Genomic DNA, 16,659 nt, shown 5'->3' on the forward strand with positions numbered 1-16,659 from the left:
TCGGGTGGTGTATTCACTACATTGAGTGTAACTCTGCTCTGTTGACACGGACTGTCATGACTACCCTATCCTCGATCACTTCCGCCATTCCCCTCCAGACTCGCTCCGCTGTCGCGGCATCGCCTGCAACAGCGATAGACAGTGCTGATGTCTTCCCGGCTCGACCGTCGGCAATCGTCAGCCTGGGCAGCCCGGTGGTCGATGTTGAATCACAGACCTATTCCCGCCTCGGGCAACTGCCTGGCCAGGAGAATGTTCGTGTTTGGGAAAAGGAAGGTCAGGACGCTATCACCAACATCATGGGAACCAACCCCAGATCGCTGTCGATAGCCAACCGCTTTCACCGCCTGGGTGCGGTCTTGGTGGAGCAGTTCGCCAAGAATGGTTCGAGCATTTCCCAGTCAGTGCTCCATACCACCACGGACAGGGCTTACGACGTCGCCGGGATAAAATCCGAACAGACGCTACTGCACAATAAAGCCGACAACCTGATCAGTCTCAGCATCAAGACCGCCAGCGGCAAGACGGTCACCTTCAGCCTGACAAGCCAGGACGATGGTCTTGGCGTCCAGGCTACCGTGAATGGTGGCCCGCTGAGCGAGGAGGAACTCAAGGCGATTGGCGCTCTGAGCAGTGCCTTTCAGGCGGCTGTCGACGGGTTGACGGCCGAGCCGCCCAAGCTCGACCTGGGCAAGCTGACGCAGTTTGACTCCAGCGTATTGGCATCCATTGACCTGAACGCCAAGCTTAAGGGCGTGGACGGTGAAGATCTGACCCTCGCCTTTAGCGCCGACAACCAACGCCGCACCACGCAAATGAGCGGTCCGGATGGCAAACTGAACCTGAGCGTTGACCTGAAGAACAGCACAATCCTGGGCGATGCCAAGCAACAGGCCAACGCACTGAACAGCTACCTTGCCCAGTTTGACCGAGTGCAGGAGCGTGGCAACGCCAAGGCGGCCCTGATGGAGATGTTCAAGGATGCGTTCAGCGCCATGAACAGCCACTACCCAGAGGGCATTACCCTACCTGACCGATTGACCCGTAATGCGGCGGACAAAGGCCTATTGACCGGACTGGCAGACTTCGAGGCGTCCATCACTCAGACTAACAAGGCGTCCAACCCGATGCACCTGTCTGAACTCGATAGTTTTGCCTATACCCTCTCGCAAAAGACTGTCGTCGCGGGCTCCATCATGCGTGACCGCAAGATCGATCAAACCCAGCAATCGAGTCTATCGGCCAGCTTTCACAAAAGCCTGAAGGGCGGGAAAGCACCTGCGCTGGGCAAAGATTACGAATCGCAGAACTATCTCTACGTACAAGTGAATGACAAGGCCAGCAGCTCGGCCAGCCTCGCCTACAAGGATGGCCGACTGACCAAAGCCTCCGTCACGCAACACGCCAGCCAGGACACACGGACACAGAAGTACGTCACGGGCAAACTGATTGAAGAGACCGTGGTGCCGAAGGAAGCTTCAGCCAGCCGCAGTCACTTGGTATTGCTGGAGTACGCCGCCAAGGAGAGCAAGAAATCCAAGGATGCGCAGGAGCAATCCTTACTGAAGGAAGCGCTCGCTACCCTCCACAGTTCGGTGATGTTGCAGGAAAATCCTTTGGCGTTGATGCGTTGAACACAGTGCTTTGCGCTGGAACAACCGTGAGCCGGTTTGATTCGACCGTCGCAGTCATCTGCATTGCCTGCGGATGAGCCAGCATACACTCAGCGATCGCAGGCTCCAGCTCAACCCGCACTCGCCTTGTCAGAGCCCGAGCACCAAAGCGTGGGTCATGCTTTCGGCACAGCCAGTCGCTTGCCGCAACGTCCAGGACCAGCGTACGACGATGCTGACCGAGACGTTGGTTGAGTTTGTTCAGTTCGATCTGCAACAACGCTTCCAGCCATTGGGTTTCGATGCGCTGGAAAACCAGAATGCGATCAATACGGTTTAGAAATTCCGGTTCGAACCACGCGTGCAGCGCTTGTTCCAACATGGCCTGCTCACCTTGGGGGGCGATGCCGAGCCAGCGCCGCCAACCGCGTGAAAAACGTTCCCTGTAGGTAGTCGCTTGCCGGGCTCCAATGTTGCTGGTCATGAAGATCAGGCTATTGCGAAAATCCAGCGTTCGGCTACCGCCCGCCAAGGTCAGTTGGCCGTTCTCAAGAATGCCCAACAAGCTGCGCACCACTTCCTTGCTGGCCTTTTCCAGTTCATCGAACAGCACGATGCCTGGGCGACTGTAGGTACCTTGAATCAATTCGCTATTGAACAGACTGACGCCCTCTTTACTCCCCACATAACCAGGTGGCGCTCCGGTGAGCGCCGCCGAGTAATGCTCCTGGGCCAGGGTGTGCATGTCGATGCGACAAAAAGCATCGGAGCGACCGTGTATGGCCTGTGCCAGCAGACGGACGATTTCGGTCTTGCCGACACCGGTTGGCCCCATGAACAGGTTCACCGTCAACGGCCTCTCACGTTCACCAATATCGACCTTAACCACGTTTAGCAACGCCTCGACCGCGCTCATGGCTTGTTCTTGGCCGACAATTCGACTGCGCAACAACGCCATGACCTGAGCGGGATTGAAGACGAAGCGTGAGGTCAACAAATCTGCTGCCGGTGATGCGTTGGTCAGGCTAGGCCGTGGGTGGTTTGGGTCGATGCGATCATTCACGAAAGGCATGGTTTAGCCTGCGTGTTTTTCTTTACCGTCGTGGGGAATCTCTCCCACCGGGCAATGAGCCACGCCGACGGTGCGACGGGTAAGTTTTTCGACATTTTCCTGGGCTTTCTGCGCATCCAGTACCCAGGTGCGGTAAAAGTCGAACGGGCAGTCAGCCACTCCCTTGTCGCCGTCCCCGGATTTATAGACCCCGGTGTAACCGCGATGCAGCAGCTTGAACAAATGATTCTGTGATTGGTCGTTCGCTCGCGCATCGCGGATTTGCGAAACGGATAATTGTGCGTACTGAATGCCCATTTCCTCTTCACCGCATTCGCCCAGAGTGCGACCGTCGAAGCCAATGATCGCCGAGTGACCAAAGTAGGAGTAAACCCCATCGAAGCCGGCGGCATTGGCCACTGCCACATAACAATTATTGGCCCAGGCCATGCTTTTGGACATCATCACCTGCTGCTCTTTGGCCGGGTACATATAGCCCTGGCAGCGGACGATCAACTCCGCCCCTTTCATTGCACAGTCGCGCCAGATCTCCGGGTAGTTACCGTCATCACAAATGATCAAGCTGATCTGCAAGCCCTTCGGCCCCTCGCAGACATAGGTCCGATCACCCGGATACCAGCCTTCTATGGGGCACCAGGGAATGCACTTGCGATACTTCTGGACGATTTCGCCCTGGTTATTGATCAACACCAACGTGTTGTACGGGGCTTTGTGAGGGTGTTCCTCATGCCGCTCACCGGTCAGGGAAAACACCCCCCACGTGTCTGCCGCACGGCACGCGGCGGAAAAGATCGCAGTCTCTTCGCCTGGAATGCTGGCGGCAGTCGCCATCATCTCATCGTGGTCGTACATGATGCCCATGGTGCTGTATTCAGGAAACACCACCAGGTCCATGCCGGGGAGACCGCTTTTCATACCAGTGATGATGTCGGCAATCTTGCGGGCGTTTTCAATGACCTCGGCTTTTGTATGCAGCCGCGGCATTTTGTAATTGACGACCGCGACACCCACGGTATCCGGGCTGCTGGAAATATCACCATGACGCATGAAATTTACCTCTGTTAATGGCTGATCATCCAAGGTCTGGAGCCGGTTTTACTCTTGAGCCCCTGAGGATTGGCTTTGGTCGGGGCCAGCGGTTTGCTCGGTGCGCAACAACTGCACCCACTGGGGTGACGACGGTTCTGCTGGTACTCACCAAGGGTCTGCGGTGAGTGGGCACTTCGCTCGTTGGTCGCCATGGCCTGGCGTTGACTGCTCGACAACGTCGTCAGCGCCGGCGCAGACAACAGCAACGGCCCTCCTGGGCCCGCGCAAAACGGGCACTGGCACGGCTCGTGCCGTTGGGCCATAGGCCGCAACATTGTGAAACAGCCACAGGTTTGGCATTCGTACTCATAGGTCGGCATGGCGCTCTCCGGACATTGATCGGGCTCGGGCGTGTCTCACAGGTCCGGGGCGATCGGCAGATCGATACTGTCGTCGAGGTGTTTGATGGGGCCGTTGGCGTTGGGGTTGATGTCGAACTCGAAGATTTCGGTGGGTAACCAGAGCGTCGCGCAGGCGTTGGGGATGTCGACCACGCCGCTGATATGCCCTTGCACCGGCGCAGAACCCAACAGTGCATAGCCCTGGGCGGGCGAATAACCAAACTTGGTCAAGTAGTTGATCGCATTCAGGCAGGCCTGGCGGTACGCGATATTGACGTCCAGGTAGTGCTGCTTGCCGGCTTCATCCACCGAGATACCTTCAAAGATCAGGTAGTTCTGGTAGGTCGGGATAATCGGGCTGGGTTTGAACACCGGGTTCTTGATTGCGTACTTGGCCATGCCGCCCTTGATCAGCTCGACTTTCATATGCACCCAGCCGGCCATCTCGATTGCACCGCAAAAAGTGATCTCGCCGTCGCCCTGACTGAAGTGCAGGTCTCCCACCGACAACCCGGCGCCGTTGACGTAGACCGGGAAGAAAATCTTCGAGCCCCGGGACAGGTCCTTGATATCGCAGTTACCACCATGTTCACGCGGCGGCACGGTGCGTGCGCCGGTGGCCGCGGCATCATCCCGGGCCTGGCCTTTGAGCTTGCCCATGTGCGCGGTGGCGGCCAGCGGGGCGTTGGCCAAGGGCGGCACGCGGGTCGGGTTGGTATCGATCAGCTCCTGCTCACGGCGGTTCCAGTCGGCGAGCATTACCGGGTCGGGCAGGCAACCGATCAATCCGGGGTGGATCAGGCCGGCAAAGTTGACCCCGGGAATGTGCCGCGAGCTGGTGAACATGCCTTTGAAATCCCAGATGGCTTTCTGTGCGCTGGGAAAGTGATCCGTGAGGAATCCGCCGCCGTTCTGCCGCGAGAAGAAACCGTTGAAGCCCCACATGGATTCGGCCTTGGCACCGATGTCCAACAGGTCGACCACCAGCAGATCCCCCGGCTCGGCGCCATGCACGCCCACTGGACCGGACAGGTAGTGCACGGTGGACAGGTCGACGTCACGCACATCCGAGGCGTCGTCGTTGTTCTTGATCGCGCCGGCGGTCCAATCGTAAGTCTCAAGAATAAAGTCATCCCCTGGCTTGACCCAGCAAGCCATGGGAATGTCCGGATGCCAGCGGTTATGGATCTGTTCGTTCTCGGTGGCGGGCTGGTTGAGGTCGACTTTGATCAAGGTATCGGTCATGGCGAAGCTCCTGAACATTGGGGGTGTACCGCGTTGGAACCAGTCTCGAATGGCGGCCCGAATCGGCCAATACGTTGGATGACGTACCCCTGTAGGAGCTGGCTTGCCAGCTGCAACAAAGGGGGCCGATAAACCATCGCGCCGCCCGGCCGCACCTACACAGAGAGGTAGCGACTGATGGTGGCTTCGTCGACCTTGTCCCGGGTCTCTTCAATCACGAAGCGGCCCTTCTCGATCACCAGGAAGCGGTCGGCGATTTCCAGGGTGAATGACAGCACCTGCTCGGAGACCACAATGGTCAGGTCGCGCAGGTTGCGGATCTCTTTCAAAGTGCGGGCGATGTCCTTGATGATCGACGGCTGGATGCCTTCGGTAGGTTCATCGAGCAACAACACCTTGGGATTGGTCGCCAGCGCCCGGGCGATGGCCAGTTGCTGCTGTTGCCCGCCCGAGAGATTGCCGCCCTTGCGCGAGCGCATGTCGTGAAGCACCGGAAACAACGCATAAAGATCTTCGGGGACCTGGCCCCGGGCCGATGCTGGCAGGCCGGTCTGAATATTTTCCAACACCGTCATGCTGGGGAAAATCATCCTCCCCTGGGGCACATAGGCGATGCCGAGTTCCACCCGCTCGTGGGTTTCCAGGTTCGAGACCTCCTGGCCATCGATGCTGACCTGCCCCCGCCACTGCGGAAGGATGCCCATCAAACTCTTGAACAGCGTGGTCTTGCCCATACCGTTGCGTCCCATCACGGCGACGATTTCGCGTTTGGCCACGGCCAGGTCGAGGTCGTGGAGGATCTGGCTCTGGCCGTAACCACAGGACAGCTTGTCTACGTTGAACATGCCTGCTTCCTCAATGGCCTAAATAGACTTCGATGACTTTCGGGTTGCTCTGCACCGACTCCATGCTGCCCTCGGCCAGGACCTTGCCCTGGTGCAGCACCGTGACCTTATGGGCGATGCTCTTGACGAATTCCATGTCGTGTTCGATCACCAGCACCGAGCGTCCCTGGCTGATGCGCTTGAGCAGTTCTGCGGTCTGGACGCGTTCGTTGACGCTCATCCCGGCGACGGGTTCATCGAGCATCAACAGGTCAGGGTTCTGCATCAGCAGCATGCCGATCTCCAGCCACTGCTTCTGGCCGTGGGACAGCAGGTCGGCCTGTTGCTGCAACAGCTCACCGAGAAAAATCTCCCGCGCCACCTCTTCAACCCGGGCAATCACTGCGGCACTGCGTTTGAAGAACAACGCGCCCAACACCTTGCGCCCCGCCGGGTAGGACATCTCCAGGTTCTCGAACACCGTGAGGTTTTCGTAGATCGACGGGTTTTGGAATTTGCGCCCGACACCGGCACGGACAATGTTGTACTCGCGCATCTTGGTCAGCTCCTGACCATCGAACTGAATGCTGCCGCTGGTGGCGCGGGTCTTGCCGCAGATCAGGTCGAGCACCGTGGTCTTGCCTGCGCCGTTGGGCCCGATTACCACCCGCACTTCATTGCGGTCGATGTACAGGTTGAGGTTGTCCACGGCCTTGAAACCGTCGAATGACACCGTCAGCCCCTCGATAACCAGCACCGGCTTGTTCATTTGAAAACCCACGGCGGTCATGGCTGCGTCTCCAGCGAAGGACGTTCAGGAGCCGAGGCTGGCGGCGCGGTGCGCGGCGCCTCTGGCAGGGGTTCGGCAACGGCAGCTTGCTGCGAGGGACGCCGCAATAGACGGCCAAGGGTCTGGCGGCCATGGCTGTCCCAGAGTCCGGCCAAGCCATTGGGGAAGTACATGACCACGGCAATGAACAGCCCGCCCATCAGGTACAGCCATAATTCGGGGAACGACTCGGAGAAATAGGTCTTGCCGTAGTTCACCAGTAAGGCCCCATACACCGCGCCGAGCAGCGACATGCGCCCGCCGACAGCGGCAAAGATCACCATCTCGATGGACGGCACGATGCCGACGAACGAAGGCGACATGAAGCCCACCTGCAAGGCGAACATGGCGCCGCCAATGGCCGAGAAGGCGGCGGCGATGCAGAACACGAAAATCTTGAAACTGGCTACGTCATAACCAGAGAAACGCACCCGTTCCTCTCTATCGCGCATCGCCATCAGCAGCCGCCCGAGCTTCGACGCGAGGACGAAACGGCCGATGAAAATGCAGCCGAACAACAAGGCCGCGTTGATGAAGTACAGCAGCAGCTTGGCGCTGTCGCTGCGCAGGTCCCAGCCGAGCAGAGTCTTGAGATCGGTGATGCCGTTGACCCCGCCGGTCAGGCCCTGCTGGCCGACGATCAGCACCGTGAGAATCAGCGCGATGGCCTGGCTGACGATAGAGAAATAAACATCCCCCACCCGCCGCTTGAACAGCGCCATGCCAATGATGAAGGCCAGCACCACCGGCACCAGGATCACCGCTAGCAGTGTGAAGCTGAAACTGTGGAACGGCACCCAGAGCCACGGCAGTTCGGTGATCTGGTTCCAGTCCATGAAATCCGGAATGCCCGGCGTCGACTGGATTTTGGTGCTCTGCGGGTCGGAGGCTTCGAGCTTGAGAAACATCGCCATGCAGTAGCCGCCGACGCCGAAGAACACCCCTTGCCCGAGGCTGAGAATGCCGCCATAGCCCCAACATAACACCAGGCCGACAGCGACGAAGGCATAGGTCAGGTACTTGCCCACCATGTTCAGGCGAAAGGCATCCAGGGTCAGCGGGAAGACCACGAAGATCAGCAGCGCCAACAGGGCCACGCCCAACAGGTTCTGCTTGCCCGCCAGCATCTTGTCTAAAAGCTTCATTGGCTCGCCTCTACTTGCGCACTTTGATGGAGAACAACCCTTGAGGGCGCAACATCAGGATCAGAATCACCCCGGACAGGGTCAGCACCTTGGCCATCGAACCACTGAGGAAAAACTCCGAAATCGATTGGGTCTGGGCAATGACGAACGCCGACGCAATGGTGCCGAACAGGCTTTGTGCGCCGCCGAAGACCACCACCAGGAAGGTGTCGACGATGTACTGCGAGCCCGCGGTGGGACCGGTGGAGCCGATGGTGGTAAAGGCCGCGCCGGCCACCCCCGCGACACCACAACCGAGGGCAAAGGTCATTCGGTCGACCTTGCGTGTATTGATGCCCACGGCTCGGCTCATCAGTCGGTTTTGCACCGTGGCCCGCACTTGCAGGCCCCAGCGTGAGCGGTAGAGCAAGAGAAAAATGGCCCCGGTGAGCAGCAGGGTCAGGGCCATCATGAACAGACCGTTGCGCGGGATCTCGATGGACTCAGTGAAGTTGAACGAGCCCATCAGCCACTCCGGCGGCGTCGCGCTGACTTCACGGGCGCCGAACACCGAACGGAAGGTCTGCTGCATCACCAGGGACAGCCCCCAGGTCGCCAGCAATGTGTCCAGTGGACGCTTGTAGAGCCGACTGATCATCGCCCACTCCACCAGCCAGCCGATGGCCCCGGCCATCAGGAACGACAGGGCGATGGCGATGAAAAAATAATAGGGTTGAAACCACGGAGCGAAATGACTGGTCAGGCTCGAGCAGACATAGGTGGTGTAGGCGCCGATCGTGAGGAACTCGCCGTGGGCCATGTTGATGACCCCCATCTGGCCGAAAATGATCGCCAACCCCAATGCCATCAACAGCAGCACGCAGAACACGGACAAGCCGTTGAACCCCTGCATCGCCGCGATGGCACCAAATTCCGATAGCCATTCCATGATGATGGACTCCTGCTTGGAGGGAGGATGTGGAAAACGATGGACTTCCATCGCCGGCAAGCCAGCTCCTACAAAGTGTTGGAGTCGGCTTGCCGCGATAGGCCCGGACCTTACTGATAGCCTTTAGGAAACGGATTCGGTTCGATCAGATCGGACTCGTACACCACTTTGAACTGGCCATCGGGTTGCACTTCACCGATGCGGGTCTTGCTCCACAGGTGATGGTTTTCATGCACTTTGACGTAGCCTTCAGGCGCGGTTTTCAACTCGATGCCCGGCGAGGCTGCAACCACTTTGTCGATATCGAAGCTGCCGGCCTTCTCCACCGCAGCCTTCCACAGCCATGGGCCCAGATACGCGGCCTGGGTCACGTCGCCGATCACCGAATCCTTGCCGTACTTGGCCTTGAAAGCGTCGACGAAGGCTTTGTTGTTGGGGTTGTCCAGGCTCTGGAAGTACTTCATCGAGGCGTAGAAGCCGGCCATGTTTTCGCCGCCGATGCCCAGCAATTCATCCTCGGTCACCGACAGGGTGAGCAAGGTCTGCTTGGCCGAATTGACGCCCGCCGCATTGAGTTGTTTGTAGAAGGCCACGTTGGAGCCACCTACCACGGCGGCGAACACAACGTCGGGCTTCTTCAGCTTGACTTTGTTGATCAGCGAGCCGAACTGGGTGTTGCCCAGCGGGTAGTAGTCTTCGCCGACCACGGTGCCGTGCAGCACGTTCTCAATGTGTTTGCGCGCAATCTTCATCGAGGTGCGTGGCCAGATATAGTCCGACCCCACCAGGTAGAAGGTTTTGGCGCCTTTGGTCTTGGCGATCCAGTCGAGGCTGGCGAGGATTTGCTGGGTGGCTTCCTGGCCGGTGTAGATCACGTTCTTCGACTGCTCCAGCCCCTCGTAGAAAGTCGGGTAGTAGAGCAGGCCGTTTTCTTTCTCGAAAATCGGCAGCACAGCCTTGCGCGAGGCCGAGGTCCAGCAACCGAACACCGTTGCCACCTTGTCGTTGACCAAAAGCTTCTTGGCCTTCTCGGCGAAGGTCGGCCAGTCGGAGGCGCCGTCTTCCTGGATCACCTTGATCTGCCGACCGAGGATGCCGCCTGAAGCGTTGATCTGCTCGATGGCCAGGCGTTCGGCCTGGATCGAGCCGGTCTCGGAAATCGCCATGGTGCCGGTGGCCGAGTGCAACTGGCCGACCGTGACTTCAGTGGCGGTCACCGCCAGGCCGGTGCTGTTGGCCTCGTCCGCCCATACACCCTGGCTGAACACACTGGCAGCCAATAACGACAGGGCCGCCGCCCCCAGAGCCAGGCGGCGCGGCAACAGGCCTTTAGTACGGATCAATCGTGGTTCCATGCTGCTACTCCTCTGCGGTGACGCTGACAGCTCGCCTTGAGGCGGCCGGCAACGGTGGTGGCATCAGCATGGCGGCGCGGATCGGTGACGGGTATACGCAGCCTGACGTAAGCGCATACGTCATTTGACGTAGGGAAAAATGCACCAAGGCGGCGCAGGCTATCGCCCCAGGCCCCGCCTGAACGGCACTGCGCGGACGCGCGCGCAGGCAACAGCTGGCGCGGCAAGACGGCGTGGTGCAGGGCATGAAAATTGCTCGGCTATCCGCCACGGGCACACCCGACAGGCACGGAGCGCCTTGACCCCAGGAGTCTTTCGCCGTGCTTCCACCTGGCACCCAGCGCATCGCCAAGATCCGTCGCGACTACAACAGTTGGGTCGCCGACGAAACCATGGAAGACTACGCCCTGCGTTACACACCAAAGTCCTTCCGCAAGTGGTCGGAGCTACGCATCGCCAACACCGCCCTGGGCGCGGTGTCGTTCCTGGCCCTGGAGGCGATTGGCGGGGTATTGGCCCTGAGCTACGGCTTCACCAACACCTTCTGGGCGATCCTCGCCGTGAGCCTGATCATCTTCCTCACCGGCCTGCCCGTCAGCTACTACGCCGCCCGCTATGGCGTCGATATGGACCTGTTGACCCGCGGTGCCGGCTTCGGCTACATCGGCTCGACCATCACCTCGCTGATCTATGCCAGCTTCACCTTTCTGTTCTTCGCCCTGGAAGCAGCGATCATGGCCCTGGCCTTGGAGCTGTACTTCCATATCCCATTGGCCTTTGCCTATGTGATCTGCTCCGTGCTGGTGATCCCCCTGGTGGCCTATGGGGTGACCCTGATCAGCCGCCTGCAACTCTGGACCCAGCCATTGTGGCTGGTGCTGCTGGTGCTGCCCTATCTGTTTGTGCTGCTGAAAAACCCCGAGGCCTTCAGCGACTGGACCAGTTTCCGGGGCCGTGATGCCAGCGGCGACTTCAATCTGCTGGCGTTTTGCGCAGCCTGTACCGTGGCCCTATCCCTGGTGACGCAGATCGGCGAACAGGTCGACTACCTGCGCTTCCTGCCGGAAAAAACCGCGGCCAACCGCAAGCGCTGGTGGGCCGCCCTGCTCTGCGCCGGCCCCGGCTGGATCCTGCCCGGCGCCCTGAAAATGTTCGCTGGCGCCTTCCTGGCGTTTCTCGCTCTGCAACACGAGATCCCCATCGAGCGCGCTACGGAACCGACCCAGATGTACCTGGTGGCCTTCGGTTATGTGTTCGCCTCGCCGGAATGGGCCCTGGCGGCCATGGTGCTGTTTGTCTTCGTCTCGCAGATGAAGATCAACCTGACCAACGCCTACGCCGGCTCCCTGGCTTGGTCGAACTTTTTCGCCCGGGTCACCCACAGTCACCCCGGCCGCGTAGTTTGGCTGGTGTTCAATGTGGCCATTGCCCTGATGCTGATGGAGTTGGGGGTATTCGACGTCATCGACCAGGTGCTCGGTCTCTACGCCAACATCGCCATCGCCTGGATCGGCTCGGTGGTCGCCGACCTGGTGATCAACAAACCCTTGGGGTTGTCACCGAAGTACATCGAGTTCAAGCGCGCTCACCTCTACGACATCAACCCTGTGGGCGTCGGCTCCATGCTGATTGCCTCGCTGCTGTCGGTCCTCGCCCACTTCGGTCTATTTGGTGCACTGGCCCAGGCCGCTCCGCCCTTCGTCGCCCTCGGCACCTCGCTGGTCATGACCCCGCTGCTGGCCTGGGCCACCCGTAGCCGCTATTACATCGCCCGCACCAGCGATCCGTTACTGCTGCAACCGGTAGCTGCGAGCACGCAGATCACCTGCGGCCTGTGCAGCAACCCATTCGAAACCGCCGACATGGCTTTCTGTCCGGCGTACAGCACGCCCATCTGCTCGCTTTGCTGTTCGCTGGACGCGCGTTGCGGCGATCGCTGCAAACCCCACGGGCGTCTGTCGGCGCAATTCGAAGCGCTGTTGCATTGGTTGTTGCCCAATGCCTCGGTGCCACGCCTGCACACCCGGCTAGTCCATTACCTGGGCCTGCTGCTCGCGCTGATCCTGATGCTCAGCGGCGCTCTGGCGCTGATCTATGGCCAGGCCTCCCAGGGGCTGCCCCACTCGCCGCAAGCCCAGGCGACGCTGTACCAGGCATTTTTCCAGGCCTTCCTGACGCTCTCGGTACTGGCGGCCATCCTCGCCTGGTGGGTGGTCCTGACGCGGGAAAGCCGCCGCGTGGCCCAGGAAGAATCGGACCGCCAGACCCTGCTGTTGATGCAGGAAATCGAAGCCCACCGCTTGACCGACCAGGCCCTGCAAGATGCCAAGGAGGCTTCCGAGGCGGCCAACGCGGCCAAGAGTCGCTACGTCACCGGACTGTCCCACGAACTGCGTACGCCGTTGAACAGCATCCTCGGTTTTACCCAGATCCTGCAGCGCGATGCGGCCATGCCGGAGCAGCATCAGGATGCCCTGGCGACCATCCTGCGCAGCGGCTCGCACCTGCTGTCGCTGATCGACGGCCTGCTCGATGTAGCCAAGATCGAGGCCGGCAAATTGCGCCTGGAACCGACGGAAATCCCCTTCCCGGAACTGATCCACGATCTGGAGCTGATGTTCACCCCACAAGCCCGGGACAAAGGGTTGCGCTTTCGCCTGGAGCTGATCGGCAAGATACCGGCGGTAGTGCGGGGCGACGAAAAGCGCGTCCGGCAGATCCTCATTAACTTGTTGGGCAATGCGGTCAACTTCACCGACAGCGGCGAGGTCTGCCTGCGGGTCAGTTACATGCGCGAGACGGCAACCTTCGACATCATCGACACGGGTATCGGCATCGACCCCGAGCACATCGAGCGAATCTTCCAGCCTTTCGAGCGCGGTGATCTGATGCGCCAGGACAAGGGCGTTGGCCTGGGCCTGACCATTACCCGCATGCTCACCTCGCTGATGGGCGGCGAGTTGCAGGTCAAGAGTCAGCAGGACAAGGGCACCTGTTTCCAGGTGCGCCTGTTTCTCTCGCAAGTACGGGTGCCGCAAGCGGTGATCCATGTCGAACACGACATCATCGGCTACCAGGGGCCGCGGCGTCTGGTGCTGGTAGTGGACGACCATGTGGACCATCGCAAGGTCCTCAGCGGCATGCTTACGCCCCTGGGCTTTGAAGTGATCCAGGCCAGCAACGGCCAGGAAGCGATTCGCCAGGTCGCCCTGCGGGGGCCGGACCTGATCCTCATGGACCTGTCGATGCCGACGATGGATGGCTGGGAAACCAGCCGACTGATCCGCCGCAATGCGTTGTCCACAGCACCGATCATCGTGATATCGGCCAATGCCTTTAACGACGAGCGCGAGCGCAGCCTGGCCAGTGCCTGCAACGACTACCTTGCCAAGCCGGTAAACACCCCGGAGCTGCTCGAACGGATCCAGCAGCAACTCGACCTGCACTGGCTGCGCCGCGAAAAACCAGCCCCTGCGACATTCCCCGTACCGGGGGTATTGCCCTCACAGCCTGACCTCATCGCCCTCGGCGAACTCAGCGCCATTGGCTACGTACGCGGTCTGCACGAAAAACTTGACGCCATCCAGGCCGAGACGCCAGCCACCGCCCCTTTCATCAGTTCCCTACGCAAGCTGCTGAAAAACTTTCGCCTGGACGAAATCAACCGCGCCCTCAAGGAGGCAGAAGATGAATGTATTGACCACAGTCGCTGAACCCGGTGTCGTGCTGATTGTGGACGACACCCCGGACAACCTCGCCATGCTCTCCGACGCCCTCAACGATGCCGGCTACATGGTCCTGGTGGCCCTCGACGGGCTCAGCGCCCTGAACCGCATCGAACGCCGGCGTCCGGACCTGATCCTGCTGGATGCGATGATGCCGGGCCTGGACGGTTTCGAGACCTGCCGGCGGATCAAGGAGCAACCGGCCAACGCCGATATTCCGGTGCTGTTCATGACCGCGCTGACGGAAAGCAGGCATGTGGTCCAGGGCTTTGAAGTCGGTGGCAGCGACTACGTGACCAAGCCGATCCAGACCGACGAAGTGCTGGCCCGGGTCGCCGCACACCTGCGCACCTCGCGCATCCTGCTGTCGGCCCGAGCGGCGTCACAGCCAGCCGCGCCGAGCCTGGACGACGAGCCGGCGCAGAGGGTGCTGTCGGCACGCTTTCAGCTCACCGGTCGGGAAGTCGAGGTTCTGCGCTGGGTGGCCTGCGGCAAGACCAACCGCGACATCGGCACCATTCTTGATCTGAGCCCACGCACCGTGAACAAACATCTGGAGCATGTGTATGTGAAGTTAGGTGTAGAAACGCGCACAGCAGCGACCTCCGTGGCCTTGTCGGCCATGACCGATTCTCGCAACAGTGTTTCAAGGTAAGCCGCGATAACCAGACGTATTGCTGGATGAGCACTAGCTGGTGGATGAAGCAGGAACGTTGGAAACGGCTCTCGCCAAATTACGTTTGTATCGCGGCAATGTCTTTGATGATGTGCCGACGGCTTATCGGTCAAGCGGGTTCCTTTCAGAGTGCCTTGGCCCAGCCGCGCAGTACGTACTTCTGGATTTTGCCCGTCGAAGTTTTCGGCAACTCGCTGAACACGACGGTTTTCGGGAGTTTGAACCCTGCCAGATGCTCACGACAGAAGCGAATGATCTCGGCTTCCCGAGTGTCCTGGCAGTCAGCTTTGAGAGTGATGAAGGCACACGGAGTTTCACCCCATTTTTCGTCCGGACGGGCGACCACCGCAGCTTCCAGTACCGCCGGGTGACGATACAAAACGTCCTCAACCTCGATGGTGGAAATGTTCTCTCCTCCCGAGATGATTATGTCCTTGAGCCGATCCTTGATTTCGACATAGCCGTCCGGGTGACGAACCGCCAAGTCGCCGGTGTGAAACCAGCCGCCCCTGAACGCCTCACGGGTGGCATCGGGGTTCTTCAGATAGCCTTTCATCACTGTGTTGCCGCGCATGAAAATTTCGCCAACGCTGATCTCATCGCAAGGCACCGGCTCCATGGTCTGCGGATCGGCAACCATCAGGCCCTCCAGGGTCGGGTAGCGCACGCCTTGGCGTGACTTGATCTTCGCCCGTTCGTCGAGCGGGCGCTCATCCCATTGCGCGTGCCAGGCACAAACAGTCACAGGACCGTAAACCTCGGTCAATCCATAGACGTGGGTGATCTTGATGCCCATCTCCTCGACCGCACCGATGACCTTGGCCGGCGGCGCGGCGCCCGCCACCATGGCGTTGACCGGGTGATCGAAAACGACCTTGGCCGAGTCTGGCAGGTTGACCAGCGCGTTGAGCACAATGGGCGCACCGCACAGGTGGCTGACCTGATGCTGGTTGATCAGGGTGAGAATTTTTTCCGGGTCCACGCGGCGCAAAAACACATGAGTACCGGCCAATGCGGTGACGGTCCACGGGAAGCACCAGCCATTGCAATGGAACATCGGCAGAGTCCAGAGGTACACCGGATGGTTGCCCATCGCCCAGGTCATCTGATTGCCCAGTGAATTGAGATAGGCACCACGGTGGTGGTAAATCACGCCTTTCGGGTTGCCGGTGGTGCCGGACGTGTAGTTGAGGGCGATGGCTTGCCACTCGTCCTCAGGCCATTGCCAGGCGAATTGCGGGTCGCCTTCAGCGAGGAAGGCTTCATAGTCCAGATTGCTGAGCGCTTGGCCTTCGCCATACTCCGGGTCGTCCACATCGACCACCAGGGGAGGATTGGACAGCAGGCTCAAAGCTTCACAGATCACCCCGTGGAATTCACGGTCGGTGATCAACACCCTGGCTTCACCGTGTTCCAGCATGAAGGCAATGGCTGGCGCATCCAGCCGTACATTGAGGGTGTTGAGGACTGCACCAATCATTGGCACAGCGAAGTGCGCTTCGAGCATGGCCGGGATGTTGGGCAGCATCACCGCGACCGTATCGCCCTTGCCGATACCCCGCCCGTTGAGCGCGCCGGCCAGGCGTCGGCAGCGCTCATAAGTCTGTTGCCAGTTGCGCCGTACCGCGCCGTGGATCACCGCCGGATACTCACCGTAGACCGAGGCCGTGCGCTCAATGAAGCTCAGTGGCGAGAGCGCGACATAGTTGACTGGCGAGGGCGCCAGGCCCGTTTCGAAAATCGACATAAGATATTCCTGTGAGGAAGTTCCCAGCCGCGTAGCACGGCTGGATACTTCCAATGGCTGATTGTTGGCT

Annotated in this window: 13 protein-coding genes; 3 read left to right on the forward strand and 10 right to left on the reverse strand. The window is 60.0% G+C overall.

Translation table 11 applies throughout. The annotated features are described in order from the left end of the window. Window positions 1-56: 56 nt before the first annotated feature. Window positions 57-1,634, forward strand: coding sequence for a lactate dehydrogenase (locus BW979_RS20890; RefSeq protein WP_231990593.1), 1,578 nt, complete (start codon window positions 57-59; stop codon window positions 1,632-1,634). On the opposite strand, the gene BW979_RS20895 is transcribed toward BW979_RS20890, so the two are convergent. The 9 genes from BW979_RS20895 to urtA form a co-directional block, all read right to left on the reverse strand. Then, entirely contained in the window at window positions 1,579-2,685 is a 1,107-nt protein-coding gene (locus tag BW979_RS20895) for an AAA family ATPase (protein ID WP_231990594.1), read from the reverse strand. The genes BW979_RS20890 and BW979_RS20895 overlap by 56 nt on opposite strands. 3 nt (window positions 2,686-2,688) lie before the next feature. Continuing rightward, complete coding sequence (locus BW979_RS20900; RefSeq protein ID WP_076385510.1) at window positions 2,689-3,732, reverse strand: aliphatic amidase; 1,044 nt, start codon at window positions 3,730-3,732, stop codon at window positions 2,689-2,691. A gap of 14 nt (window positions 3,733-3,746) precedes the next feature. After that, window positions 3,747-4,094 carry an FmdB family zinc ribbon protein gene (locus BW979_RS20905; RefSeq protein ID WP_047229352.1) on the reverse strand — a complete coding sequence of 116 codons (348 nt, stop codon included), beginning with the start codon at window positions 4,092-4,094 and terminating at the stop codon, window positions 3,747-3,749. Window positions 4,095-4,130: 36 nt separating this feature from the next. Continuing rightward, window positions 4,131-5,360, reverse strand: a complete 1,230-nt coding sequence (fmdA, locus tag BW979_RS20910; RefSeq protein ID WP_076385512.1) for a formamidase — start codon at window positions 5,358-5,360, stop codon at window positions 4,131-4,133. A 155-nt stretch (window positions 5,361-5,515) separates the two neighbouring features. Continuing rightward, window positions 5,516-6,205, reverse strand: coding sequence for an urea ABC transporter ATP-binding subunit UrtE (gene urtE / locus BW979_RS20915; protein ID WP_047229350.1), 690 nt, complete (start codon window positions 6,203-6,205; stop codon window positions 5,516-5,518). A gap of 10 nt (window positions 6,206-6,215) precedes the next feature. Next, complete coding sequence (gene urtD, locus BW979_RS20920) at window positions 6,216-6,974, reverse strand: urea ABC transporter ATP-binding protein UrtD (protein ID WP_047229349.1); 759 nt, start codon at window positions 6,972-6,974, stop codon at window positions 6,216-6,218. Beyond that, window positions 6,971-8,158 carry an urea ABC transporter permease subunit UrtC gene (urtC, locus tag BW979_RS20925; protein ID WP_047229348.1) on the reverse strand — a complete coding sequence of 396 codons (1,188 nt, stop codon included), beginning with the start codon at window positions 8,156-8,158 and terminating at the stop codon, window positions 6,971-6,973. Before urtC ends, urtD begins: the two co-directional genes overlap by 4 nt. 10 nt (window positions 8,159-8,168) lie before the next feature. Continuing rightward, on the reverse strand, window positions 8,169-9,086 hold the full coding sequence (gene urtB, locus BW979_RS20930; protein WP_047229347.1) for an urea ABC transporter permease subunit UrtB: 918 nt from the start codon (window positions 9,084-9,086) through the stop codon (window positions 8,169-8,171). A 110-nt stretch (window positions 9,087-9,196) separates the two neighbouring features. Further along, window positions 9,197-10,441 carry an urea ABC transporter substrate-binding protein gene (gene urtA, locus BW979_RS20935; protein WP_047229346.1) on the reverse strand — a complete coding sequence of 415 codons (1,245 nt, stop codon included), beginning with the start codon at window positions 10,439-10,441 and terminating at the stop codon, window positions 9,197-9,199. Window positions 10,442-10,761: 320 nt separating this feature from the next. Between urtA and BW979_RS20940 the strand changes: the two genes are divergently transcribed. After that, window positions 10,762-14,154 (forward strand): ATP-binding protein, encoded by a 3,393-nt coding sequence (locus BW979_RS20940; protein ID WP_076385514.1) that lies wholly within the window; start codon window positions 10,762-10,764, stop codon window positions 14,152-14,154. Then, complete coding sequence (locus BW979_RS20945) at window positions 14,129-14,821, forward strand: response regulator (protein ID WP_047229344.1); 693 nt, start codon at window positions 14,129-14,131, stop codon at window positions 14,819-14,821. The genes BW979_RS20940 and BW979_RS20945 overlap by 26 nt, the downstream gene beginning before the upstream one ends. A 145-nt stretch (window positions 14,822-14,966) precedes the next feature. Here the strand turns inward: BW979_RS20945 and BW979_RS20950 are convergent, their stop codons facing one another. After that, window positions 14,967-16,589, reverse strand: a complete 1,623-nt coding sequence (locus BW979_RS20950; RefSeq protein ID WP_076385516.1) for an acyl-CoA synthetase — start codon at window positions 16,587-16,589, stop codon at window positions 14,967-14,969. Window positions 16,590-16,659 lie beyond the last annotated feature (70 nt).

This window comes from Pseudomonas sp. A214 (genome assembly GCF_900156295.1).
Classification (GTDB): domain Bacteria; phylum Pseudomonadota; class Gammaproteobacteria; order Pseudomonadales; family Pseudomonadaceae; genus Aquipseudomonas; species Aquipseudomonas rhizophila.